This is a genomic window from Rhizobium sp. ZW T2_16 (assembly GCF_044987325.1).
Lineage (GTDB): Bacteria > Pseudomonadota > Alphaproteobacteria > Rhizobiales > Rhizobiaceae > Neorhizobium > Neorhizobium cellulosilyticum.
This window is the reverse complement of the sequence record NZ_JBJDRG010000005.1, coordinates 62,778-84,474: the sequence shown is the minus strand read 5'-3', so window position 1 is coordinate 84,474 and position 21,697 is coordinate 62,778. Positions and strand designations below refer to the sequence as shown.

Genomic DNA, 21,697 nt, shown 5'->3' with positions numbered 1-21,697 from the left:
GATCACGGAATCCGGTTTACGGATTTGAGAATTATCGCAGCGTTTTGCACCGTCCCTACGCCAGTATGAACTGGATCAGGTTCAACGGGTCACTGCGCGCGATAGCAGAATCTCAGCCCCTTGACGGGACACCCCTGGTGAATGCGATGAGGCTATGACAGGCGAGCTAGCGGGTCAAGTAGGTGATGCAAGCACCGCGGGAAATCGGAGGGCTCAATCTCGCGGGCTCGCAGTCGGCTTTACCTCAATCGAGCCGCACTTCACTCGCGGGATCGAAGAAGTGGACTTTGGCGGAACTGATCGACAGACGGATCTCCTCACCGGGCGCAAAATCCACCCGGTCGTTGACGACACAGGTGACTTCCGTGCCGCCGACATCGGCCAGAACATGCGTGTCTGCGCCGGTCGGCTCAACCACCTTGATCGTCGCCTTGGCGCCATCCTGCGTGCCTACGGCAAAGCCTTGCGGACGGATGCCAACCACGACGTCACCACTGCTTCCACCCTTCGGCAGCGATGGCAGCGCCAGTCGCTCTCCGCCCGGAATAAGAAGGGACTGGCCCTCGATCTTGCCGCGCAGAAAATTCATTGAAGGCGATCCGAGGAAGCCGGCCACGAACATGTTATCCGGACGGTCGTACAGCTCCAGCGGGGTGCCGATCTGTTCGACGCAGCCGCCGCGCATGACGACGATTCGATCGGCCATGGTCATCGCCTCGACCTGGTCGTGGGTGACATAGACGATGGTCGACGCCAGTCTCTGGTGAAGCGCCTTGATCTCGGCGCGCATCTGCACACGCAGCTTGGCATCGAGGTTGGAAAGCGGTTCGTCGAACAGGAAGACGTCGGGATCGCGAACGATCGCGCGGCCCATGGCGACGCGCTGGCGCTGGCCGCCGGACAATTGCGACGGCTTGCGCTGCAGGAGCGGGGTCAGTCCGAGAATTTCGGATGCTTCCGCAACCTTCTTGTCGATCTCGGCCTTTTTCATGCCGGAGATTTCCAGCGAGAAGCCCATGTTCTGGGCGACCGTCATCTGCGGATAGAGCGCGTAGTTCTGGAACACCATGGCGATGTTCCGTTCCTTCGGCGACAGCGTGTTGACCACACGCCCGCCGATATCGATACGCCCTGCGGATATGTCCTCGAGGCCGGCGATCATTCTGAGAAGGGTCGACTTGCCGCAGCCTGACGGGCCAACCAGGATGAGGAATTCCCCATCCCGGATGTCGATCGTAACACCCTTGACCACTTCGAGCGCACCAAAGCTCTTGCGCAGATCGGAGACTTGAACCGTCGCCATGATGATACCTCTCTAATGCGTCTTGCGTGGGCGTATGCGCACAGCAAGATATGGCCGGCCCGGCAGCGTCAGCCCGAACGCGGCGGCAAACTGGTTGGTGATATGAGAACCACCGGTAATGCGCTGCGGGTGAACCTTCGGCAGCGGCCCCTTCTCCAGCGGCGTGATGCTCATGTTCCAGACATCGATGAGATCGATTTCCCAGTCGCCATCTTCTTCCGGCAGGCCGAGCGCCCATTCGACCGGCTGATGCTCGCCGAAATAGATGTAACGGACGTCGCCATCCTGAGCCGCGGATACCCGCTTGTAGGTCGTGCCCCGTTCCAGCATGGGGGTCAGGCCATTGACGGCATCCTCCTCGAAGATCTTGCGGAGGAAGTCGATACGCGCCGATGCCTCGCCATGAAGCACGCCGCCCTTTGCCCACCAGAGTTCGTCATTGGCATCGAGGAATGTTTCGCCGTGACCGATATAGCCGCCACGGCAAAGCGTCAGCCAGTAGCGATGAACCAGTTCGTGGCCATCGATATTGCCCCATTCCTTCGGGATATTGCCTTCGTATTCGGGCTCGTCGTTGACGACAGGCTTGCCATAGGCGGCGCGCCAGTCGAGCGTCTTCTTGACGTCCCAGTTCTGGATGCAGACGTGATCCACCCAAGGTTTGCGGTGATCGTAATTCTTGTCCACATCGCCATTGTGGATCGACTTCGGATGGCGCAGCGGATCGCCTTCCTCGATGATCTGGAAGAAGCGGTCCCAGCGCTCCATCGGCTTCGTATCGAGAAGGAAGTCGTATTCGTTGGCGAGCGACCACCAGACATTTCGGTAGGCGGCGATACGCGCGACGATATAACGGAGATATCGGAAATCCTGCTCCTCCGTCATCGTGCAATAGCCCCAGCGGTCATAGGGATGGAAGAGGATGATATCGGCCTCGATCCCCATTTCCATCAGACGGCCGATCTGGTTTTCGAAATGCCGGAAGCATTCGAAATTCGGCCTGTCCATGTCATGGCTGCCATCGGCGCGCTTCTCATAGACGTCGAAGAGCGGCTCGTTGGTGTTGTAGATATAGTCTTTCGGGAATACGCCCATGCGGATCTTGTTGAACGGCGCCGTCTCGAGCGTCCTGAAGGTCTGCTCCTGCAGCTCGACCGTCTGGTGCGTCCAGGCATAGCAGGTCGTGCCGAAGGGCAGGTATGGCTTGCCGTCGGCATAGGCGAAATGAAACTGGTTGCGCACCCGCACCGGGCCGTGAACGCCCGACTTGGCCGGACCAACGGTCAACGAGCCGTTCAGGCCTGCCAGCGCCTTGTCGCTGGCGGTCGTTACGAAGCGCCAGGCACCCTCGGTGGCCGGGCAGAAGCGTACCTTGTAGACGCCGTCACCATCATAGAAACCGGGAACCGTTACGTCGCGATTGCCGAGCGAAAACGTCGCGGCGAAACTGACGTCGAGATAGGGATTGCCGCCTGCGGGACCCTTGGCGGAAAACTCGAAGACATCCCAGCGGCTCACTTTTTCTGACATTTCTAACTCCTGAATATGATTGGATTTTCAGCCCTTGACCGCACCTGAAGTCAGTCCGCTGACGAAGTATCTCTGGAAGATCATGTAAACGAGGATGGCGGGGAACACGGTCATCGCGATCGCCGCATTCAGCTGGCCGTAATCGGTCGAGAACTGCCCCTGGAAGGACATCAGGCCGAGCGGCAGGGTCCACATGTGACGGTCCTGCAGCAGCACCAGCGCCATGGCGAATTCGTTCCAGGTGGAAACGAAATCGAGGATCAGAAGCGCAGCCAGCACCGGCAGCGAGATCGGCAGGAATATCCGGCGAAAAACCGTGACATGCGAGGCCCCGTCGATCAGCGCCGCTTCCGACAACTCCTTCGGCACCGCCTTGAAGAAGCCGTGCAGAATGAAGACCTGATAGGGTACGCCGAAGGCCAGATAAGGCAGGATGACGCCGGGATAGGTATCGATCAGGCCGAAACCGTTCACCAGGGTGAAGATCGGCGCCAGCATGACCTGGAACGGGATCATCGCACCGAAGAGGAAGAACAAAAGCAGCAGTTTGCCGAAACGCAGCCTGATCCTTGCCAGAGCATAGGCGGCCATCGCCGAAAACATCAGGCCGAGCGGCACCTTGATGACGGTGATGATGACGCTGTTCTTGAACGTCGTCTCGAAATTGCCGCGCGCCCAGGCGCCGGAAAAGTTGTTCCAGGCGATGGCTTCCGGCGGCGTGAAAGCGCTTGTTGCCATAACCTCGGCATTCGACTTGAGCGCCGTGAATGCGATCAGAACGACGGGCGCAATCCAGACCAGCGCAAAGGTGACGAGGATTATCCAGAGGATGATCAGAAAAGGGTCCCGGCGCGGCTTGAGCAGCAAGGCGTCGTCTTCCTGGCGGGGTGCTATAGCAGTCATTCGCCTGCTCCTTCATCACGTTGCGACCAGCGCAGGTAGGGAACTACAATGGTCAGCGTGACCAGAAGCAGGATGACCGAAATCGCCGAGCCTCTGCCGAAATCGAAGATCTGCATCGACTGCATGAAGGCCCATAGAGCCAGCATCTGTGTCGACTGGGCCGGGCCACCACCGGTCATGCCGTAGACGATATCGAAGGCCTTGAGGGAGGAAATGGTCGACAGGACGAGGACGATCGCCAACGTTACCCGCAGCGCCGGCAGCGTCACATGCCGGAAAACCTGCCAGCGGCTCGCACCATCGATGCGTGCGGCCTCGACAAGCGAACGATCGACGCTCTGCAGGCCGGCGAGGAAAAGCACCATGGAAAAGCCGACATACTGCCAGGTATAAGCGACGAACATCGAATACAGAGCGATCTCGCGGTCACCCAGCCAGTCGCTGATCAGCGACTGCAGGCCCAGACTGGTGAGGACCTGATTGAACAGGCCGAAGAACGGGTCATACATCCATCGCCAGATCGTCGCGACCGCGATCGGTGCGATGATGACCGGCAAATAATAGACGGCGCGCATCGGTACCCGACCAAAGAGTTGCTGATTGAGGCCGAGCGCCAGCAGCAGGCCGATCGTGGGCGGGAAAATGACGGCAAGAACGGTCCAGGTGATGGTGTTGCGCAGGGCAACCCAGAACACCGCGTCATTCGTCAAAATGTAGCGGTAATTCTCAAGCCCCACCCATTCCCTGTGCGGATCGAGGCCGTTCCAGTGCTGGAAGCTCAGGAACACGACTTCGATCATCGGCCAGATGGCGAAGGTGGCATAAACCGCCAGCGCCGGGCCGATAAGCATCAGGGCTTGCGCCCGTGAGGACTGCATGATTTTCGAATTGAACATTGGAAACCCGTTTATCCCGAGTCCTGACCTGCAACGCAGGTCGACAGTCTCCGCGGCGAAGACGCCGCGGAGAGATCAGGCACAAGCCTGATTTACTTCTTGCGGTTGCCGATAAACGTTTGCATTGCAGCCGCTGCCGCCTGAGGCTCGATCCTTGCTGCCGCGACATCGTTGATGACGCGGAAGTATTCTGTCGTCACATCGAGCGGGAATGCCTGGTCGCCGTTGACGAACGTGCCCTTCGCGTCAGCGAATATCTGCGTCCACTCCTTGTGCATGGCCGACGCATTGTCCTTGAGCTTCACTTCCTTGTTGACGGACAGCGCACCGAACGTGCCGGCAATCTGCGTCTGGAATTCGGTCGAGGTGAACGAGTTGATGAACTCGGCGGCGAGATCCGCCTTGGTGGTCTTCGACGAAATGTAGAAATATTCGGCGAAGCCATAGAGGCGACCGGTGCCGTTGGGGAACGGGAAAACGTCGTAGTCGTCGACGTTGCCGCCTTCCTTGATCTGCGAGACGAGCCAGTCACCTTCGAGCATCATCGCAGCGCGCTTTGCCAGGAACAGGGTGAAGGACTGCTTCTGGTCGACGCCCATGAACGGCGACAGGATATAGTTCTGTCCCCACATCTTCATCTCGGCAAAGGCCTTGGTGGCGCATTCCGTCTTGCTCCAGTCCGCCTTCATCGATTTCAGCTGGTCATGGACATCCGCACCGCAGGTGGTTTCGAGAATTTCGTCCATCAGGCGCATCAGGTGCCAGTTGACCGAGCCACCGAAAGTGAAGGCCGGAATACCGGCTGCCTTCAGCTTCTTTGCAGCCTCGACCAGCTCGTCATAGGTCTTCGGCTCCTGGGTGATGCCCGCCTTTTCGAACATCGCCTTGTTGTAATACAGGCCCTCGCCGGAGAAGCGGAAAGGCACGCCGTGCTGGCCGGAACCGTAGCTCTTGGAAAATGCCAGGGACGGGCCCGTCAGGCGGTCGTTCCAGCCGTATTTGGCGTAATCGGCGGTAATGTCCTTGCTGAGGCCTGCCTTGACATATTCGCCGCCAAGCCCGAGGCCTGCCCAGCTCATATAGACATCCGGCCCTCTGTCTGATCCGGCGGCGACGCGCAGGGCGGTCTTGTGCTCGTCGACGCCGCGCATGACGATTTCGACGTTTACACCGGGATGGGATTTTTCAAAATTCTCGGCCGCAGTCTGAAGCGCCTTCACCTGCGATTCCGCAGAATAGCTGATCGTCCAGACGGTCAGATCCTCTGCATGCGCTGCCGTCGCCACCGTTGCCAGTGCAGAGGCAGCCAAAAGCCTTGCGAACGTTTTCATAAGATCTCCTCCCAAAGATCGCTTGAAGTCCTCATCGAAGACTATCAAGTCATTTTCGTTTCATGTCAAATGTTTTCGAATTCATCCGATTTGTTTGATTTCATAACCAAGTTGCTTTCATTTGAAAGCCACTCGCGGAAGTAGTCGAAACATCCAGCGACATCCCTATGCGATCTTCTGCCAAGCCGACCTGCCATAACAACACTTCAGCAATGAAGCGCTGCCAGCTCCGGACAGGGTTGGTTTTCGCCACCCTAATGCGCAATCAACCTCGTCAGAAGAGCCTGCCAGCCGCGCATTGCTTCCAGCCGCCAACCGTCGGCATCGGCCTGTGGCAGAAACTCGCTCCGGGTTTCATCGGTGCCTGGCGTATCCCCATAAAGGCTGAGCAGCGCCATCATCGCGACTCCGATCGCCCCGACCTCAGCCTGACCGCTCCTCGCGACCGGCCGATCCAGAACATCTGCCTGCATCTGCATCAGGAAATCGTTCGAGGACGCACCGCCATCGGCCAGCAAGCCATCAAGCCTTGCCCCGAGATCCTTTTCCATGGCGGTAAAGACGTCCGCTATCTGCAGGACGATGGCATCGAGCGTAGCGCGCGCCAGATGAGCGCGGGTCGTCGCCAGCGTCATGCCGGAAATCGTGCCCGAAACATTGTCGTTCCAATGCGGTGCACCCAACCCGGCAAGAGCCGGAACGAAGACAACCCCGGCGGCATCCGGAACGCTCTGGGCAAGAGCGGACAGGGCCTTTGCATCCAGCAGGCCAAGCATCTCGGCGGCAAAGGCGGCAGCTTGCGCGGAAACGGTGATATTGCCTTCCAGCGCATAGGCGATGCCGTTCCGGTCGCTCCATGCGATCGTGCTGGAAAGGCCGTTTTTCGACAACACCCGTCCGGGCGTCAGCGTCATCAGCGACGATCCGGTTCCATAGGTTGCCTTGACAAGGCCCGGCGCGCGGACGCGATGGCCATAAAGGGCTGCATGGCTGTCACCCATCATCGCAAGGATCGGGACGCCGGTATCGAGTGCAGTCGCGCCTTCGGCCACTTCGCCGAACCGGCTGTCCGACGAGCGAACTTCGGGCAGGGCCGTGACAGGAACGCCGAACAGATCGCAGAGACCTTCGTCCCATTGCAGCGTGCCGGTATTGAACAGCTGCGTTCGCGATGCATTCGAATGATCGGTGGCGAACTCCTTTCCGCCCGTCAGCTTGTAGAGCAGCCAGCTATCGACCGTGCCTGCACGAAGCAGGCCCTGCGCGGCGAGCGTCTTCGCCTCGGCCACGTTTTCCATCACCCAGGCGAGTTTTGAGGCAGGAAAAAGCGCGTTGATGGAAAGCCCGGTCGCCTCGACCACCATCGGGTCGCGGCCTTCGGCAATCAGCGCCTCGCAGGCCCTTGCCGTGCGGCGGCACTGCCACAGGATGGCCGGCGCGATGGGCCTGCCCGTTTCGGCATTCCAGACGACCAGCGTCTCGCGCTGGTTTGCGATCGCAAGCCCGGCGATCCTGGCATCGGCCCTGCCGACGATAGCGGCGATGACCGCCTGCACCGTCGCCCAGATATCCTCTGCCGATTGCTCCGCCCAACCGGGGCGGGGATAGCTGGATGTCAGGGGAGCAGACGCCTTGGCGACGACATCCCCCGCCGAATTGACCAGGATCGCCTTGGTATTGGTCGTCCCCTGGTCAACGGCAATGATGAATTCTCCCCTCCCGGCTTCACTCATCCCCGCTTGCGCCCGATCGCCTTGCGTGCGGATCTGGCGATCCCGGTGGCCGTCAGGCCGAAATGATCGAACAGCCATTCGACCGAGCCGGTCGGCACGAAGCCCGGAAAGCCCATCCGCTCGATCGGCACCGGAAGATTGGCGGAGGTGTGTTCAGCCACCGCGCCGCCGAGACCGCCGTGTATATTAGCTTCCTCGACCGTAACGATCGCGCCCGTCTCGCTGGCAGCCGCCGAAATCGCAGCCTCATCGAGCGGCGAAATGGTCGCCATGTTGAGGATACGGGCGGAAATGCCTTCCGCTTCGAGTTCTACTGCTGCCTGGACGGCCAGATGTACCATGGTGCCGCAGGCAATGATCGTGACATCATCACCCTTGCGGACAAGTTCGGCCTTGCCGGGCTGGAATTTGCGGTTTTCAACCGCGAGATCCGGCACCGGCATGCGGCTCAGCCTGATATAGACCGGGCCTTCGTATGCTGCCGCCCATTTCACGGCCTCGGCGGTTTCCCAGCTGTCGGCCGGCACCACCACCTTGATATTACTCAGCGGTCTGAGCCAAGCAAAATCCTCGATCGAATGGTGTGTCGGCCCAAGCTCGCCATAAGCGACGCCGGACGATTGACCTACAAGCTTCACGTTGAAACCGGCATAGGCGATATCGGCCTTGACCTGTTCGAGCGCGCGCCCGGTCAAAAAGCAGGAGGCCGCCGAGACGAAGGGGATGCGGCCGCCATTAGCAAGACCGGCACCGACGCCCACCATGTTCTGTTCGGCAATGCCGACATTCACAAGCCGATCCGGGAACTTCTTCTGGAAGCCGCCGAGCTTGGAGGAGCCGACGGAGTCGTTGACGACGGCGACGATGCGCGAATCACTTTCGGCAAGCTCCTCGATCGTGCGCGCCCAGGCATCGCGACAATCGTAAAAACCTTCCTGTTTTGCAGCGGGTGCAGCCATCAGACCAGTTCCTCCATGGCAGTATTATATTGCTCGGCATTCGGCACGCCATGGTGCCAGGACGCCTTGTTTTCCATGAAGGAGACGCCCTTGCCCTTGATGGTATTGGCGATGATGCAGAGCGGTTTCGAACGGCCGCCTGGCGGTTCGGAGAGAGCATTGACGAGCGCGCCGACATCATGCCCGTCGATCACTTCGACATCCCATCCGAAGGCGCGGAACTTGTCGTCGAGCGGATCGAGACCGTTGGTCTCTTCCGTTCCCATGCCCTGCTGCAGCCGGTTGCGGTCCACAATCAAAGTGAACTTGCCGAGCTTGCGGTTGCCGGCACTCATCGCCGCCTCCCAGTTCGACCCTTCCTGCAACTCTCCGTCGCCGGTGAGCACGAAAGTGCGGTAGTCGCTGCCCGTCATCTGCCCGGCGATCGCGATACCGAGTGCCACCGGCAGGCCATGGCCGAGCGGCCCGGTATTGGTTTCCACGCCGGGAAGATAATTGCGGTTGGGATGGCCGTTCAGCTTCGACTGCGGCTGCATATAGGTTTTCAGCCAGTCTTCCGGATAATAACCGGCAGCGGAAAGGGCGGTGTAAAGCGCGCCCGTTGCGTGGCCTTTCGACATGATGAAGCGATCGCGCTCCGGCATATCCGGCTTTTTCGGGTCATACCGCATCACGCCGAAATAGAGCGTCGCAATGATGTCGATCGCCGAAAAATCGCCGCCGGGATGCCCGAGCTGGGCATCATGGACCATCGTGAAGGCCCTGCGGCGCATCCACAATGCTTTCTCGCGAATGGTATCGACGAGGTCATTCTTCAACATGGGTATTGGCCTTTCATTGCCGGATTGGGCCGGACCTGGCTGTTGCCGCAAGGGGCGCCTACATGGCGCCGAACAGGGCCTTCTGCGCAATTTTCAGCGCACCGATCGCATCGTGGCGGCTCTGGGCTTCCTTCAATGCATCGACATCGAGCGCCTCGAGCCCCTTGTCGGCGGCTTTGAGGAAATCGATCGCGTGATTGGCGGTCGCGACACTGTCTTCACGGAACGGGAACTGGTCGAGCTGCCACACGCCTTCCCACTTGTTCTTCCGCAGAACGTAGAAGAACTCGAAGATTTCGATCGGATGCAGGCTGCCAGCGACCAGATCGTCATCCCAGGAACGGTAGTTGTCGTTCACGTCCATGCCGAACAGCCGGCCGTAGTCGATCGCGAGCTGTGCGCTGTCGGCGGCCGATTCACCGCCCATGATGGCGTGGCCGAAATCGAGCAGGATGCCGACATTCGGCAGGCCGATCTTCTCGATGCCGAGAAGCGTGCGGGCAACCGAACCGAAACTCATGCGAACGCGCGGTTCGCGCGGCTTGTATTCGATGACGAATTTCAAATCCGGGTTTTCGCTGGCGAGCTGGCCGACACCATCGAGCGAATGCTTCCACAGCGTGCCGTAATCGACCTGGAACGGATAGTCCCAGCCATCTTGACCCGGCCACAGCTTGACGTAATCGGCACCGAAATAACGGACCTGATCGCAGGCCTCGGTCACCAGTTCATGAGTGCGGCGACGGACGCCCGCATCCGGGTTGGTGAAGGAACCCTTGACGAATTCGCGCGTGTAGATTTCCGGCGTGATGCCGATGACACCGAGCTTATTGCGATCCAGCGCCTCTTTTACCTGCGCATTGGAAAAGTCGCCGCCGAAGAAGGGATAGTTGATATCGACGACCGACAGATCCTTGACCTGGCCGGCCAGATCGATCGCCTCGATGACGCTGCGCGGCCTGCCGTAACCATCCGTCGCGTAACGGTCGAGATAGGTTGCGAAATGCCAGATCCCGGCGCCGAAACGTTGTGCAGTCATGATGTTTCCTCCGATTATTCCGTGTCGCCCCTATCGGATCTCAAGAATGATGCCGCGCGCTCGTGGCGCCGCTATGCGCCCTCCTCCTCAGAATGAGGCGCACATCCCGGACAAACCAACAAAAGACTTTTGATTACTTTCGATCTCTTTCGTTTTGAAGATAACTGACATACGACGGGAGAACATTCAAGTGAATTGTTGGAGCTTCAAGAGGCATGAGGTCTAAAAAATATGCCGCATTGCAACATAAGAGAGAACAAGAAGGCTTGATTGCCACACAAAAGCGCAGCCATCAAAAACATATTGACAATAAACGAAAGTGATCGATAGTTCGCAATAGACGCCACGGGAGGGTGGTATTTTTTCAACGGGAGGTAATCATGAAGCTTACGAAACGTCTTTTGATGTCTGTCGTCGCGCTGGGTATTGCCGGCGCCATGTCAGGCACGGCACTTGCTGCCGATACGATCGCGATCATCACGCCGAGCCATTCCAACCCATTCTTCAAGGCTGAAGCCGATGGCGCTGCGGCAAAGGCGAAGGAACTGGGTTATGCGACCATGGTTCTGGTTCACGACGATGACGCGAACAAGCAAAGCGAACTTTTCGACAGCGCCATCGCAGCTGGCGTGAAGGCCATCATTCTCGACAATGCAGGCGCGGATGCCTCCGTTGCCGCCGTACAGAAGGCCAAGGACAAGGGCATTCCCTCGTTCCTGATCGACCGCGAAATCACCACGGCCGGCGTTGCCGTTTCGCAGATCGTCTCCAACAACTACCAGGGCGCCCAGCTCGGGGCGGAAGAATTCGTCAAGCTGATGGGCGAAAAGGGCAATTATGCAGAACTGCTCGGCAAGGAATCCGACACCAATGCCGGCATTCGCTCGCAGGGCTATCATGATGTCATCGACCAGTATTCGGAGATGAAGCTGGTTGCCAAGCAGACGGCCAACTGGTCACAGACCGAAGCCTACACCGTGATGGAATCGATGCTGCAGGCACATCCGGATATCAAGGGTGTAATCTCGGGCAACGACACGATGGCCATGGGCGCCTATGCGGCACTTGAGGCCGCCGGCCGCAAGGATGTGATCGTCGTCGGCTTCGACGGTTCCAACGACGTCCGCGACTCGATCAAGAAGGGCGGCATCAAGGCGACCGTTCTCCAGCCTGCCTACCAGCAAGCGCAGAACGCCGTCGAACAGGCGGACAAGTTCATCAAGACCGGCAAGACCGGCCTCGATGAAAAGCAGCTGATGGATTGCATTCTCATCAATGCCGCCAATGCCGAAAAGCTCGAGACCTTCGCGCTGAAGCCATAAGACCGCCATCCCCACCCGGGACATGCCATATGTCCCGGGTGCCTCTTGCTTTAAAAGAAGTGCGGGTACCATGAAAATCACGACCCTGTTTGTGGCAAGCCTTCTTGCCGCGTCCGTTTCCGGCTGCAAACTGGTGAAAACCGGTGATAGCGAAGCTGCTGCCGATCCAATCGCCGAGATCGTCGAGACGACATTCGACACCAAGCTGATTCCGGCCCTGACCGAAAAGGCGGCCGAGCTTGCAACGCTGCAAAATGCGATCAAGGGCAGCCTCGACAAGGCGGGCGAAAGCTACGGCGTCCGTGTTGGCGGTGCCGGAGGCGGCTGGAATTTCCCGGTCAAGGGCACGGCCACCGTATTGGAAGATACCCGCGCCAGCACCAAGGCCGGCGTTGCGGAAATCGACGTCGATGGCGACGGAAAGGCTGATGCGACGCTGCAGCTCGGCCCGGTCGTCAAGGGCAGCGCCTTGCGCGACACCACCAATCTCTACGATTTCTCGACATTCCGCGACCAGATCGAATACGCGAAACTCGGGCGCGCGCTGAACGACAAGGCCGTCTCCAAGCTCCCCGCTGCCGATATCGAGCTGAAGGGCAAGAAGGTGAATTTTGTCGGTGCCGTGGTCATCCGTACGGCCAGCGAAAAGCCGCTGATCACGCCGGTATCGATCGAGGTCGCGCCATGACGGAAGCCAATCCCATCGGCCTTTCGATCCGCAATGGCTCGAAAATCTATCCCGGCACCCAGGCGCTGAAAAATGTCGATTTCGACCTGCGCATGGGAGCGGTGAACGTTCTCGTCGGTGAAAATGGCGCCGGAAAATCGACGCTGATGAAGATCATCGCCGGCGTCGAACAGCTGAACGGCGGCACGATCGAAATAGACCGCCAGCAGGTCGTCTTCGCCGACAAGACGGATGCCGCAAAACACGGCGTCGGTATCGTTTTTCAGGAACTCAACCTGTTCCCCAATCTGACCGTGGCGGAAAACATCTTCGTCGGCCATGAAAAGACCCGCGCCGGCATCCATATCGACAGCCAGGCGCAGAGAACGGCCGCAGCGGCGCTGATGAAACGTCTCGAGCAGAATATCGACCCGGATACGCCGCTCGGAAACCTGCGGATCGGCCAGCAGCAGATCGTCGAAATCGCCAAGGCGCTTGCCGAAAACGCCCGCATCCTGATCCTCGACGAGCCAACGTCCGCGCTGTCGGCCACAGAGGTCGAGGTTCTGTTCAGGGTGATCAACGACCTGAAGAAGCAGGGCGTCGGCATTGTCTACATTTCCCATCGGCTGGAAGAGCTGATCCGCATCGGCGACTACATCACCGTTCTGCGAGACGGCGCCATTACCGGATCGCGCTCGATGCAGGGCGTCGATATCCCCTGGATCGTCGCCAACATGATCGGCAGCGCCTCGAAGGAATTTCCGAAGACCGGCGACCATGAACTCGGCAAGGAAGTGTTTCGTGTCGATAATGTCTGCCTTCCAAGCCAAGCGGGCGGCTACGCCGTCGACCACATGTCGCTCTCCGTGCGCGAGGGCGAGATCGTCGGGCTTTACGGCCTGATGGGCGCCGGCCGCTCCGAGCTTCTCGAATGCATCATGGCGCAGCACCCGAATTCCTCGGGCCAGATCTTCATCGGCGGCAAGCCGGTGAAGGAGAAAAGCGTCTCCGGCCGCATCCGTCGCGGCCTTGCACTCATCCCCGAAGATCGCAAGCGCGACGGGCTCGTGCAGATCATGACGATCCGCGAAAACCTGACCATGTCGTCGCTTTACGATTTTACCCGAGGGTTTCATCTATCCCTGAAGGCCGAAGCCGCCAAGGCCGCGGAATTCGTCAAGCGGATGGCGATCAAGATCGCCAGCCTCGAACATCCCGTCTCCAGCCTTTCCGGCGGAAACCAGCAGAAGGTGGTGATCGGCAAGGCGCTGATGACAAGGCCGAAAATCCTGCTGATGGACGAGCCGTCGCGTGGCATCGATATCGGCGCCAAGGCGGAAATCTTTCGCACCATGCGCCGGCTTGCCGCCGATGGCCTCGGCATCCTCTTCGTAACATCCGATCTGGAAGAAGTTCTCGCCCTTTCCGATCGCGTACTCGTCATGGCGAATGGACGGCTGACCGGACAATTCCCGGCCGGCGCAAGCGCTGCGGAGGTCATCTCCGCGGCAACCCCAAATCTGAACAGGGTTGAAACACAATGAGCAGCATCGACGCCTCGGGCAACGCCAAGACCGTCATCGGCGGTCACAAATCCAGAACATCGGCGCTTCTGCTGCTTCTGCACATGCGCACCTTCGTGGCGCTGATCCTGGTCTTCGCCTTCTTCGCCATTGCCGCACCGAACTTCCTGACGACAGGCAACATGCTGATCATTTCCAAGCATGTGGCGCTGAACGCGATCCTCGCAATCGGCATGACCTTCGTCATCATCGCAGGCGGGATCGATCTTTCGGTCGGCTCCATTGTCGGCCTCTGCGCCATGGTCGCCGGCTATCTGGTTCTTTATGGCATCGACCTCGGCTTTATCGGTGTCGCCTACAGCGTCCAGTTCAACACGATCGAGATCTGCCTCATCGTGCTTGTCGTCGGCATATTCATAGGCTGGATAAACGGGATGCTGATAACAAAGCTGAATGTCGCGCCATTCATCGCGACGCTCGGCATCCTTTATGTCGCCCGCGGCTCGGCGCTTCTCTTCTCCGACGGCCGGACCTTTCCCAACCTCGCGGGCAATCCGGAATACGGATCGGACACGTTCCGCATCATCGGCTCGGGTACATTCTTCGGCCTGCCCGTCTCCGTCTGGATCATGGTCGTGGTCGCACTGGGCGCTGCCTATCTTGCAACGCGCACACCGCTTGGCCGGCATATCTATGCTGTCGGCGGCAACGAGCGCGGGGCGGCACTCTCCGGCGTCAATGTCGACCGCACGAAACTGTTCGTCTACATGTTCTCCGGGGTTTGCGCCGCACTTGTCGGCCTGATCATTTCGTCACAGCTGCAGGCCAGCCATCCGGCGACCGGCGAGACATTCGAACTCAACGCCATTGCCGCAGCCGTTCTTGGCGGTACATCCATGTCAGGTGGACGCGGCCGCATCGCCGGCACCATTGTTGGTGCATTCGTGATCGGCATTCTTGCGGATGGGCTTATCATGATGGGCGTTTCGTCCTTCTGGCAGACCGTCATCAAAGGTCTCGTCATCATCGCCGCCGTTGTCGTCGATCAGGTGCAGCAGAAGCTGCAGGCTCGTGTCGTCCTGCAGCAGAACGCGAATTGAGGATTTAAAGCGCAAGGCCATTCCTGTAATGATCCCATAGGAAGTGAATCGAATGGTTTCGATTGTTTGCGATTAAAGGATTAGGCAGGCCGGAATGGAAGCGAGAGAAGAGCAGGATGCTTCGGAGTCGATGATCGGCCTCCTGTCCGAGCCGAGACGGCGCCGTATCCTCGAATGGCTACAGGAAGAAGGGTCGGCGCGGGTGAGAGATCTCGCCGGCGCCTTCCGCGTGTCGGAAGCGACGATCAGGCAGGATCTGGAGCGGCTGGAAAGCGAAGGCTTCATCACCCGTGAACATGGCGGCGCCTACCTCAACACCGCAGCACCCGCGACCGGCACGATGACGCTCCACCACCAGGAGAACATGGACAAGAAGCGCCGCATCGGCGCGCTTGCCGCAAGCCTTGTCAAGGACGGCGAGACGCTGATCCTGGATGCGGGCACGACGACGACCGAAATCGCCACCCGACTGACCAACCGGCGCGACCTGACGCTGATCACCAATGCGCTGAACATCGCGATCATCTTGGGCTCGGTACCGACCTTTGCGGTGCATATGCCGGGCGGCCAGTTCAAATCGCCGACGCTGTCGCTCTCGGGCGACAAGTCGGTCGAGTATTTCCGCAACATCTTCGCCGGCAAGCTGTTTCTCGCCACCGCCGGCGTGGCGCTCGATGCGGGTCTCACCTATCCGAGCTTTGCCGACCTTCAGCTCAAGGAAGCGATGATCAAGGCCGCGGCGCATGTCTATCTCGTCGCCGATAGCACCAAGATCAACCGCTCGTCGTTCACCCGTCTCGGCTCGCTGGACGTGATCAATTCCTTCATCACTGATGACGGGATTTCCGACCGGGATGCGAAAGAATTCGAGAAGCGCGGTATCGAGGTTCTGATAGCAAAATAAAGCGCATCTTCCAGCGATTGCGCAATATTTTCATCCCTATCTGAATTTTCTGGGTGCGTTTGCCTGTTGCAATTCAAGCGTCTGTTGAAATAAACTTGGCCCGTTCTCAGGGCGGGGTGCAACTCCCCACCGGCGGTATCGGGGTCTCCCCCGGAGCCCGCGAGCGCTTCCCAAAAGGAAGGTCAGCAGATCCGGTGAGATGCCGGAGCCGACGGTTATAGTCCGGATGGAAGAGACCAACCCGCGGCGGCCTTTGACCGGGCTGCCCGTGGCGCTTGTTCGCCCAAGGGATAAGTTTTGTCGGCGAAAGCCGATGCAACAGCCTTCACCGGCTTAACCCTTGAAAGACTTGAAATGACGATTTCCAGAATTGAAGATGCAGTAGAAGCCTTCGCCCGCGGCGAAATGGTTGTCGTTGTCGATGACGAGGATCGCGAAAATGAAGGCGATCTGATCTTTGCTGCAGAAGATGCGACAAACGAAAAGATAGCGTTCATGATGAACAAGGCTCGTGGCCTGATCTGCATCGCCATGGACCACAATCGCATCGACGAACTCGAACTTCCCCTCATGGTGCCGAACAACACGGAATCGATGAAAACGGCCTTCACCGTATCCGTCGATTACATTCCGGGCACCACGACCGGCATCTCAGCGGCCGATCGCGCCGCGACCGTCAAGGCGCTTGTCGACCCGAGCGCCCGCCCTGCAGATTTTGCCCGCCCCGGCCATATCTTCCCCTTGCGGGCAAACCCGGAAGGCGTTCTCGGTCGCACCGGTCACACGGAAGCGGCAGTCGATCTTTGCAGGCTGGCCAGAAAATCCCCGGCCGGCGTCATCTGCGAAATTTCCAATGAAGACGGCACGATGGCCCGTCTTCCGCAGCTCGAGATCTTCGCCGAACAGAACGGCCTGCTGGTCATTACCATCGAGGATCTCGTTCGATACCTGAATGACGCGAAAGCCGGAGCGCTGGCAGCAGCCTGATAGCTCGGGATTGAGAAAGTTACGGCGAGCCCCACAGGCTCGCCGTTTTTTATTTGTGCTCCAGAGGCAGGATGATCCGCGCCACGAGCCCATTGGGCTGACGATCCAGCAGGACCAGTTTTCCATGATGCGCCTGGACGATCTCGGCAACGATCGAAAGCCCGAGACCGAAACCTGTTTCCGTGTCCTGGCGCGCTGTATCCACCTTGAAGAAGGGTTCCAGCACGCGCGTGCGATATTGCTCGGGAATTCCCGGCCCGTCATCGCTGATGTCGATAACCGCCTGACCATCGACTGCGCGAAGCTCGACAGTCACATGCGTGCCGAACTTGATCGCGTTTTCGCACAGGTTGGTAATCGCGCGTGTCAGCGCCAGCGGCTTGAAGTTGGTGACCATCCGCGCCGGGCCATCATACTGCACATCATGCCCCATATCGGCGAATTCGTCACAGGTCGTCTGCAGCATGGAAGCGAGATCCGCGCGTTGCGAGACTTCGCGTTGGTGGTTGTCGCGAAGATAACCGAGGCTTTCCTTCAACAGCCTGTCGATCCGCTCGATATCTCCCAGAAGACCTTCCCTGATCTCTTCTTCGCTCACCCTTTCCGCGCGAAGCCGCAGGCGCGTCAGCGGCGTCCGCAGGTCGTGGCTGATGCCACGCAACATCCTTGTTCGCGATTCCACCATGGTCGAGATTCGCCGCTGCATGCCATTCAGCGCCCGGGCGAGTGTGACGATTTCAGAGCTTCCACGTTCTTCGAAGATCGCCGGGCCGAGAGAAATGTCCGCTTTCATCGCCGCGGAAGCGATACGTCGCAAAGGGCTGGTCAGCGCCCGTACTGCAAAAAGCGAAAACAGGATGAGCAGCGTGACTGTTGCCACCAGATAGTTCGAACCGAATATCAGTGCATCGTTGCGAAGGAAGCTTTCGGGCAATTCCATGACGAGAAGTGTATCCTGATCGACTTGCGCGGCAAGCACACGTCTGCCGTCGGCAAATGTCCTCCAGCCACCAAATGGTACGGGGTGGTTTTCTGGAGGAAGTAGGCGATCGAGGATGACTTGGAGGAAAGGCTCGTCAGGCGAGGACGTGGTGAAACGTTCTGAATACGAGAGCGGCTGCAATGTCAGACGCCCGTCTTCGTGATTAGCCGCCGCCAGTATCACATCTCTGTCGCTGGGCGTTGCCGACGCAAACACAGAAGCGATCGCGGTCACGTGGGCCGACATACTTTCCATATCTGGAGCGCTGTATTCCTCCCTGACCCAACTTTCGAGCGTCGAACCGATGATGAAAGCAATGATCAGGCAGGCGAAAATGACTGCGGTGATCTGGCCGTGAATGGTCGAAATCAACCGGGAGACCCGAAATCCCAAAACGCCCCCTTGGGCCGTTCCGCCCGGTACAGATTGCATTGCGGCCCTTATCGCAGGCCCATTGCCCTGAAGATAAGGCCATCCGCTGCAAAACCACATTAAGTTTTGTGTCGATCGCACCCTGCCTTGCACCCAGGCCGTCCAATCCGCCTTGCCCGCAACAAAGCGTAACACAAAGACATGCTGCACCGCATCCATCCGTGACAGGACAGACGTGTTGCATGCACGGCTCGCCCTTGAGGTGGTGCCCGTGTTAAATTCACTGGAGCACCCATGTCTTTTATCCAACGGACCGATCGGCGACTTCTCGCAAGCGCCATATACGTCACGCTCGCGATCGCCGGCACGGTTTCGACCACGCTCGCCGCCGATGCAGGCCTTGCAGGACAGCCGCCGGAACCGCCATTCGACCAGGAGCGGTTCAACAAGGAAAAACCGGAACGCAACTGGAGCCTAATCGTCGGCGCCGGTGGAATTTACGAGCCGGAATATGAAGGTAGCGGCGACTTCAAGGTCCAGCCCGTACCATTCGTCGTCTTCACCTATGGCGAGTGGCTGGAGATCGATCCGCGCGGCGTGACGATCACCGCATTCGAGCACAACGGTTTCGCACTCGCCGCCAAGGTCGGTTACGAAGGCGGACGCGATGAAGACGACGCTGACCGCCTGAGGGGGCTGGGCGATATCGACTTCGCAGCCACCGTCGGCGCCAAGGCCTCCTATAAATGGGACGGCTTCGAGATTTATGCGAGCGTCGACCAGACCATCGAAGGCAGCGAGAGCCTGATCGGCACATTCGGCGCAGAATATCAGGCGCCGGTCAGCGAACGGCTGATCCTCGGCGCAGGCGTCGAGGCGGTGGTGGCCAACGACAAGCACATGCAATCCTATTTCGGCGTCACCGCCGCCCAGGCGGCAAGATCCGGTCTTGCGGAATACAAGGCCGAAGCCGGCCTGAAACGCGTCAACGTTTCGGCATCGGCAATCTACCTGTTGAGCGAAAACTGGCTTATCCGCGGCGAAGCCGGCGTGGGTTTCCTGACAGGAGACGCTGCAGACAGCCCGATCGTGGAAGAAAAGACACAGCCCTCCGCTTCTCTATTTGTCGGCTACAAATTCTGAAGAAGACGGGCGTCAAAGACGATGAAAGCCGGGCATTGCCCCGGCTTTTTTATCGGGTGCATCGCACCCGCGTCTGAGCGCACCGCAGCCATTCAAGCCTGTTCGACATTGGCGGTAAACATGTAGCCGCCGAGCCGCACGGTTTGCAGCAGAACCGGGCTTTTCGGATCGGCCTCGATCTTCTGTCTGAGACGGCTGATATGGACATCAACACTGCGTTCGATCGGACCGGCAAGGCCGGTATGGGTGAGCGAAAGAAGCTCTTCGCGCGTAATCACCCGGCCGGGATTGCGGCAGAAGGCGAGCAGAAGATCAAATTCCGTCGTCGTCACGGAAACCCGGGCATTGCTCGGATCATGCAGTTGTCGGCGCAGGGGGTCTATCTGCCAGCCTTCGAAGCGGAGCTTTCGCTGAACCGCGGTGTTCACCAGCCCGTAGGATGCACGCCGAAGCAGGCTGCGGATACGGGCAACGACTTCGCGGGGGCTGAACGGCTTGGTGACATAGTCATCGGCACCGACCTCCAGCCCGACGATGCGGTCAACCTCTTCACCGAGCGCGGTCAAAAGAATGATCGGCGTCGTCTTTTCCGAGCGGATGCGCCGGCAGATGCTCAGACCATCTTCACCGGGCAACATGACATCCAGGATGATGAGGTCGAATTCGTTGGTGCGTAAGAGGGCGTTCATTACATGCCCGTCTTCGGCAACGGTCGCCACCATGCCGTTTTCCTGAATGGCAAGCGCGAGCAGCTTACCGATTTCGGGATCATCCTCGACAATCAGGATCTTTGCATTGGCTGAGTTTGCTTGCACGGCTGTCGTCCTTGATCGCCTGACTGCACGCGTTTCGCATGCCCGCCGGGGAGCATATGTTTCGCTTTATTAAGTTTTGTTACGAAGCTTGGGAAGAAATCGACAATACAAGCAGTTACGCATTTCTGCATGCCCGAAAAGCCTCCGGGAAGCTTTGTGAGATGGCACGCAACAATACGAAACAAGACAAAATGAACCGGCCATGTCGCCAGGAATAGCTTGCTCCAAAAACCTGGAGCAAACCTATGACGTTACCAGTCTCGCGCAACAAGCAAGCAGGCTTCCACCTTTCGCTCGTCGTCATGGCGACGGTGGTTACGAGTGTCGCATTCTATCTCAATCCATCCATCGACATGACCGTTTCACAGCATTTCTTTGACGGCGAACAATTCCCCCTGAAGCATAATGGATCGCTGCAGACACTGCGGCAGGCGAATTTCTGGGCCGGTACGGTCGTGATAGGTGCGTCAATGCTCCTGCTGCTCTCGCAGCGTCTGAGGAATGCGATTGGTGTCAGTCTCGGCCGCACATTTGTTCCGCTGATCACCTACGGCGTGGGCGTCGGTCTTATCGTGAATATGCTCCTGAAGAACACGTTTGGAAGGGCAAGGCCACGCGACACATTTGGGCTTGGTGGTGAGGATCCCCTGTCCGCTGCCTGGGAATTTTCCCAGGCTTGTGCATCGAACTGTTCGTTCACGTCGGGAGAAGCAGCAGGCGCAATGGCAATGATGTCTCTCGTCTATCTCCTCCCGGCCGGCCAGAGGACAATTCGCAGGATAGTGCAGACCCTGCTCGGCATTTTAGCCGTCTCATTGTCGTTCAACCGCATTCTGTTTGGCGGGCATTATCTCTCCGACGTCGTACTTTCCATGCTCATCGTCACCATCGTGATGCTCTCAGCGGATTTGCTGCTGCGCCAAGTCCAGCGGGTCCGATTTGTTGTCGAGAAGAATGGTGAGGCCTACCCGGTGTGAAAACCACGGCCGACGTCGATATCGCGCATCTGCGCCGTAGCCCGAGCTTTCGGGCTGCGGCCTATTTCATGACAACGCCAAAGAGATTTCACCATGGAAAATTCCCGTCTTACCGGGTCTCACCAGCCCATCACAAAAGACCTGGCGAACAGGGTAAAGAGCATCATCGCGACCTATCTTGATCTTCCCGAAGAGCTTCTCGTCGAAGATGCAAGCCTGTCGCAGGATCTGGGTGCGGACTCGCTCGAGATCACCGAGATGGTGATGGCCTTCGAAGAAGAGTTTGGCTTTACCATCAATGACGACATGGCCGACCGGTTTCTGACGGTCGGCGACATTATCCGACATCTGCAAGCCTCTGAGAACGCCAGGGCGGATCGGCTTTGA

The 21,697-nt window shown here is 58.8% G+C and carries 20 protein-coding genes and 2 riboswitches; of the genes, 9 read left to right on the top strand and 11 right to left on the bottom strand.

Going from position 1 to position 21,697, the window contains the following annotated elements; all coding sequences use genetic code 11:
• Positions 1-34: 34 nt before the first annotated feature.
• A riboswitch (TPP riboswitch) is annotated at positions 35-146 on the bottom strand.
• Positions 147-244: 98 nt separating this feature from the next.
• The 9 genes from ACI3K0_RS15155 to ACI3K0_RS15115 all read right to left on the bottom strand — a co-directional run bounded on the left by ACI3K0_RS15155 (position 245) and on the right by ACI3K0_RS15115 (position 10,515).
• The gene (locus tag ACI3K0_RS15155) at positions 245-1,303 is read right to left on the bottom strand and encodes an ABC transporter ATP-binding protein (RefSeq protein ID WP_404945554.1); all 1,059 of its coding nucleotides are present in this window, start codon (positions 1,301-1,303) and stop codon (positions 245-247) included.
• Between the two features lie 12 nt (positions 1,304-1,315).
• Positions 1,316-2,833, bottom strand: coding sequence for a DUF5060 domain-containing protein (locus tag ACI3K0_RS15150; protein ID WP_404945553.1), 1,518 nt, complete (start codon positions 2,831-2,833; stop codon positions 1,316-1,318).
• A 27-nt stretch (positions 2,834-2,860) separates the two neighbouring features.
• Positions 2,861-3,736 (bottom strand): carbohydrate ABC transporter permease, encoded by an 876-nt coding sequence (locus ACI3K0_RS15145; RefSeq protein WP_206826679.1) that lies wholly within the window; start codon positions 3,734-3,736, stop codon positions 2,861-2,863.
• Entirely contained in the window at positions 3,733-4,632 is a 900-nt protein-coding gene (locus ACI3K0_RS15140; protein ID WP_206826677.1) for a carbohydrate ABC transporter permease, read from the bottom strand. The genes ACI3K0_RS15145 and ACI3K0_RS15140 overlap by 4 nt, the downstream gene beginning before the upstream one ends.
• 92 nt (positions 4,633-4,724) lie before the next feature.
• Complete coding sequence (locus ACI3K0_RS15135) at positions 4,725-5,963, bottom strand: ABC transporter substrate-binding protein (RefSeq protein ID WP_404945552.1); 1,239 nt, start codon at positions 5,961-5,963, stop codon at positions 4,725-4,727.
• Between the two features lie 254 nt (positions 5,964-6,217).
• Positions 6,218-7,696, bottom strand: coding sequence for an FGGY family carbohydrate kinase (locus ACI3K0_RS15130; RefSeq protein WP_404945551.1), 1,479 nt, complete (start codon positions 7,694-7,696; stop codon positions 6,218-6,220).
• A complete protein-coding gene (locus ACI3K0_RS15125; RefSeq protein ID WP_206826671.1) occupies positions 7,693-8,655 on the bottom strand; it encodes a transketolase family protein in 963 nt (320 codons plus the stop codon). Before ACI3K0_RS15125 ends, ACI3K0_RS15130 begins: the two co-directional genes overlap by 4 nt.
• Positions 8,655-9,476 carry a transketolase gene (locus ACI3K0_RS15120; RefSeq protein ID WP_206826669.1) on the bottom strand — a complete coding sequence of 274 codons (822 nt, stop codon included), beginning with the start codon at positions 9,474-9,476 and terminating at the stop codon, positions 8,655-8,657. The genes ACI3K0_RS15125 and ACI3K0_RS15120 overlap by 1 nt, the downstream gene beginning before the upstream one ends.
• A gap of 58 nt (positions 9,477-9,534) precedes the next feature.
• Positions 9,535-10,515, bottom strand: coding sequence for a sugar phosphate isomerase/epimerase (locus ACI3K0_RS15115; protein WP_206826667.1), 981 nt, complete (start codon positions 10,513-10,515; stop codon positions 9,535-9,537).
• Between the two features lie 380 nt (positions 10,516-10,895).
• On the opposite strand from ACI3K0_RS15115, the gene ACI3K0_RS15110 reads away from it, so the two are divergent.
• The 6 genes from ACI3K0_RS15110 to ribB all read left to right on the top strand — a co-directional run bounded on the left by ACI3K0_RS15110 (position 10,896) and on the right by ribB (position 17,021).
• On the top strand, positions 10,896-11,837 hold the full coding sequence (locus ACI3K0_RS15110) for a D-ribose ABC transporter substrate-binding protein (protein ID WP_148146921.1): 942 nt from the start codon (positions 10,896-10,898) through the stop codon (positions 11,835-11,837).
• 70 nt (positions 11,838-11,907) lie between these two features.
• Positions 11,908-12,525, top strand: a complete 618-nt coding sequence (locus ACI3K0_RS15105; RefSeq protein WP_404945550.1) for a DUF2291 family protein — start codon at positions 11,908-11,910, stop codon at positions 12,523-12,525.
• Positions 12,522-14,051 carry a sugar ABC transporter ATP-binding protein gene (locus ACI3K0_RS15100; RefSeq protein WP_183685607.1) on the top strand — a complete coding sequence of 510 codons (1,530 nt, stop codon included), beginning with the start codon at positions 12,522-12,524 and terminating at the stop codon, positions 14,049-14,051. Before ACI3K0_RS15105 ends, ACI3K0_RS15100 begins: the two co-directional genes overlap by 4 nt.
• Positions 14,052-14,134: 83 nt before the next feature.
• Positions 14,135-15,130: an ABC transporter permease gene (locus ACI3K0_RS15095; protein WP_286194780.1), complete on the top strand. Its 996-nt coding sequence runs from the start codon at positions 14,135-14,137 to the stop codon at positions 15,128-15,130.
• Positions 15,131-15,224: 94 nt separating this feature from the next.
• Positions 15,225-16,034 (top strand): DeoR/GlpR family DNA-binding transcription regulator, encoded by an 810-nt coding sequence (locus tag ACI3K0_RS15090; protein WP_183826337.1) that lies wholly within the window; start codon positions 15,225-15,227, stop codon positions 16,032-16,034.
• A 98-nt stretch (positions 16,035-16,132) separates the two neighbouring features.
• A riboswitch (FMN riboswitch) is annotated at positions 16,133-16,276 on the top strand.
• 112 nt (positions 16,277-16,388) lie between these two features.
• Entirely contained in the window at positions 16,389-17,021 is a 633-nt protein-coding gene (gene ribB / locus ACI3K0_RS15085; RefSeq protein ID WP_148146912.1) for a 3,4-dihydroxy-2-butanone-4-phosphate synthase, read from the top strand.
• A 49-nt stretch (positions 17,022-17,070) separates the two neighbouring features.
• Here the strand turns inward: ribB and ACI3K0_RS15080 are convergent, their stop codons facing one another.
• Entirely contained in the window at positions 17,071-18,435 is a 1,365-nt protein-coding gene (locus ACI3K0_RS15080) for an ATP-binding protein (RefSeq protein ID WP_206826665.1), read from the bottom strand.
• A 234-nt stretch (positions 18,436-18,669) separates the two neighbouring features.
• Here ACI3K0_RS15080 and ACI3K0_RS15075 point away from each other — a divergent pair, with 234 nt between their 5' ends.
• Positions 18,670-19,518, top strand: coding sequence for a MipA/OmpV family protein (locus tag ACI3K0_RS15075; RefSeq protein ID WP_183685601.1), 849 nt, complete (start codon positions 18,670-18,672; stop codon positions 19,516-19,518).
• Between the two features lie 92 nt (positions 19,519-19,610).
• Here ACI3K0_RS15075 and ACI3K0_RS15070 read toward each other — a convergent pair whose 3' ends face one another.
• Positions 19,611-20,333, bottom strand: a complete 723-nt coding sequence (locus ACI3K0_RS15070) for a response regulator (protein ID WP_206826663.1) — start codon at positions 20,331-20,333, stop codon at positions 19,611-19,613.
• Positions 20,334-20,635: 302 nt separating this feature from the next.
• Between ACI3K0_RS15070 and ACI3K0_RS15065 the strand changes: the two genes are divergently transcribed.
• Both ACI3K0_RS15065 and ACI3K0_RS15060 read left to right on the top strand, forming a co-directional pair.
• Entirely contained in the window at positions 20,636-21,310 is a 675-nt protein-coding gene (locus ACI3K0_RS15065; RefSeq protein ID WP_404945549.1) for a phosphatase PAP2 family protein, read from the top strand.
• A gap of 93 nt (positions 21,311-21,403) precedes the next feature.
• Complete coding sequence (locus ACI3K0_RS15060; protein ID WP_206826661.1) at positions 21,404-21,697, top strand: acyl carrier protein; 294 nt, start codon at positions 21,404-21,406, stop codon at positions 21,695-21,697.

Excerpts from the sequence above, each read along its gene's own strand:
- ACI3K0_RS15100 (WP_183685607.1), top strand. The coding sequence starts at position 12,522 with ATGACGGAAGCCAATCCCATCGGCCTTTCGATCCGCAATGGCTCGAAA.
- ACI3K0_RS15115 (WP_206826667.1), bottom strand. The coding sequence starts at position 10,515 with ATGACTGCACAACGTTTCGGCGCCGGGATCTGGCATTTCGCAACCTAT.
- ACI3K0_RS15090 (WP_183826337.1), top strand. The coding sequence starts at position 15,225 with ATGGAAGCGAGAGAAGAGCAGGATGCTTCGGAGTCGATGATCGGCCTC.
- ACI3K0_RS15095 (WP_286194780.1), top strand. The coding sequence starts at position 14,135 with ATGCGCACCTTCGTGGCGCTGATCCTGGTCTTCGCCTTCTTCGCCATT.
- ACI3K0_RS15075 (WP_183685601.1), top strand. The coding sequence starts at position 18,670 with ATGTCTTTTATCCAACGGACCGATCGGCGACTTCTCGCAAGCGCCATA.
- ribB (WP_148146912.1), top strand. The coding sequence starts at position 16,389 with ATGACGATTTCCAGAATTGAAGATGCAGTAGAAGCCTTCGCCCGCGGC.
- ACI3K0_RS15065 (WP_404945549.1), top strand. The coding sequence starts at position 20,636 with ATGGCGACGGTGGTTACGAGTGTCGCATTCTATCTCAATCCATCCATC.
- ACI3K0_RS15120 (WP_206826669.1), bottom strand. The coding sequence starts at position 9,476 with ATGTTGAAGAATGACCTCGTCGATACCATTCGCGAGAAAGCATTGTGG.
- ACI3K0_RS15105 (WP_404945550.1), top strand. The coding sequence starts at position 11,908 with ATGAAAATCACGACCCTGTTTGTGGCAAGCCTTCTTGCCGCGTCCGTT.
- ACI3K0_RS15145 (WP_206826679.1), bottom strand. The coding sequence starts at position 3,736 with ATGACTGCTATAGCACCCCGCCAGGAAGACGACGCCTTGCTGCTCAAG.
- ACI3K0_RS15110 (WP_148146921.1), top strand. The coding sequence starts at position 10,896 with ATGAAGCTTACGAAACGTCTTTTGATGTCTGTCGTCGCGCTGGGTATT.
- ACI3K0_RS15130 (WP_404945551.1), bottom strand. The coding sequence starts at position 7,696 with ATGAGTGAAGCCGGGAGGGGAGAATTCATCATTGCCGTTGACCAGGGG.
- ACI3K0_RS15125 (WP_206826671.1), bottom strand. The coding sequence starts at position 8,655 with ATGGCTGCACCCGCTGCAAAACAGGAAGGTTTTTACGATTGTCGCGAT.
- ACI3K0_RS15060 (WP_206826661.1), top strand. The coding sequence starts at position 21,404 with ATGGAAAATTCCCGTCTTACCGGGTCTCACCAGCCCATCACAAAAGAC.
- ACI3K0_RS15080 (WP_206826665.1), bottom strand. The coding sequence starts at position 18,435 with ATGCAATCTGTACCGGGCGGAACGGCCCAAGGGGGCGTTTTGGGATTT.
- ACI3K0_RS15140 (WP_206826677.1), bottom strand. The coding sequence starts at position 4,632 with ATGTTCAATTCGAAAATCATGCAGTCCTCACGGGCGCAAGCCCTGATG.
- ACI3K0_RS15155 (WP_404945554.1), bottom strand. The coding sequence starts at position 1,303 with ATGGCGACGGTTCAAGTCTCCGATCTGCGCAAGAGCTTTGGTGCGCTC.
- ACI3K0_RS15135 (WP_404945552.1), bottom strand. The coding sequence starts at position 5,963 with ATGAAAACGTTCGCAAGGCTTTTGGCTGCCTCTGCACTGGCAACGGTG.
- ACI3K0_RS15150 (WP_404945553.1), bottom strand. The coding sequence starts at position 2,833 with ATGTCAGAAAAAGTGAGCCGCTGGGATGTCTTCGAGTTTTCCGCCAAG.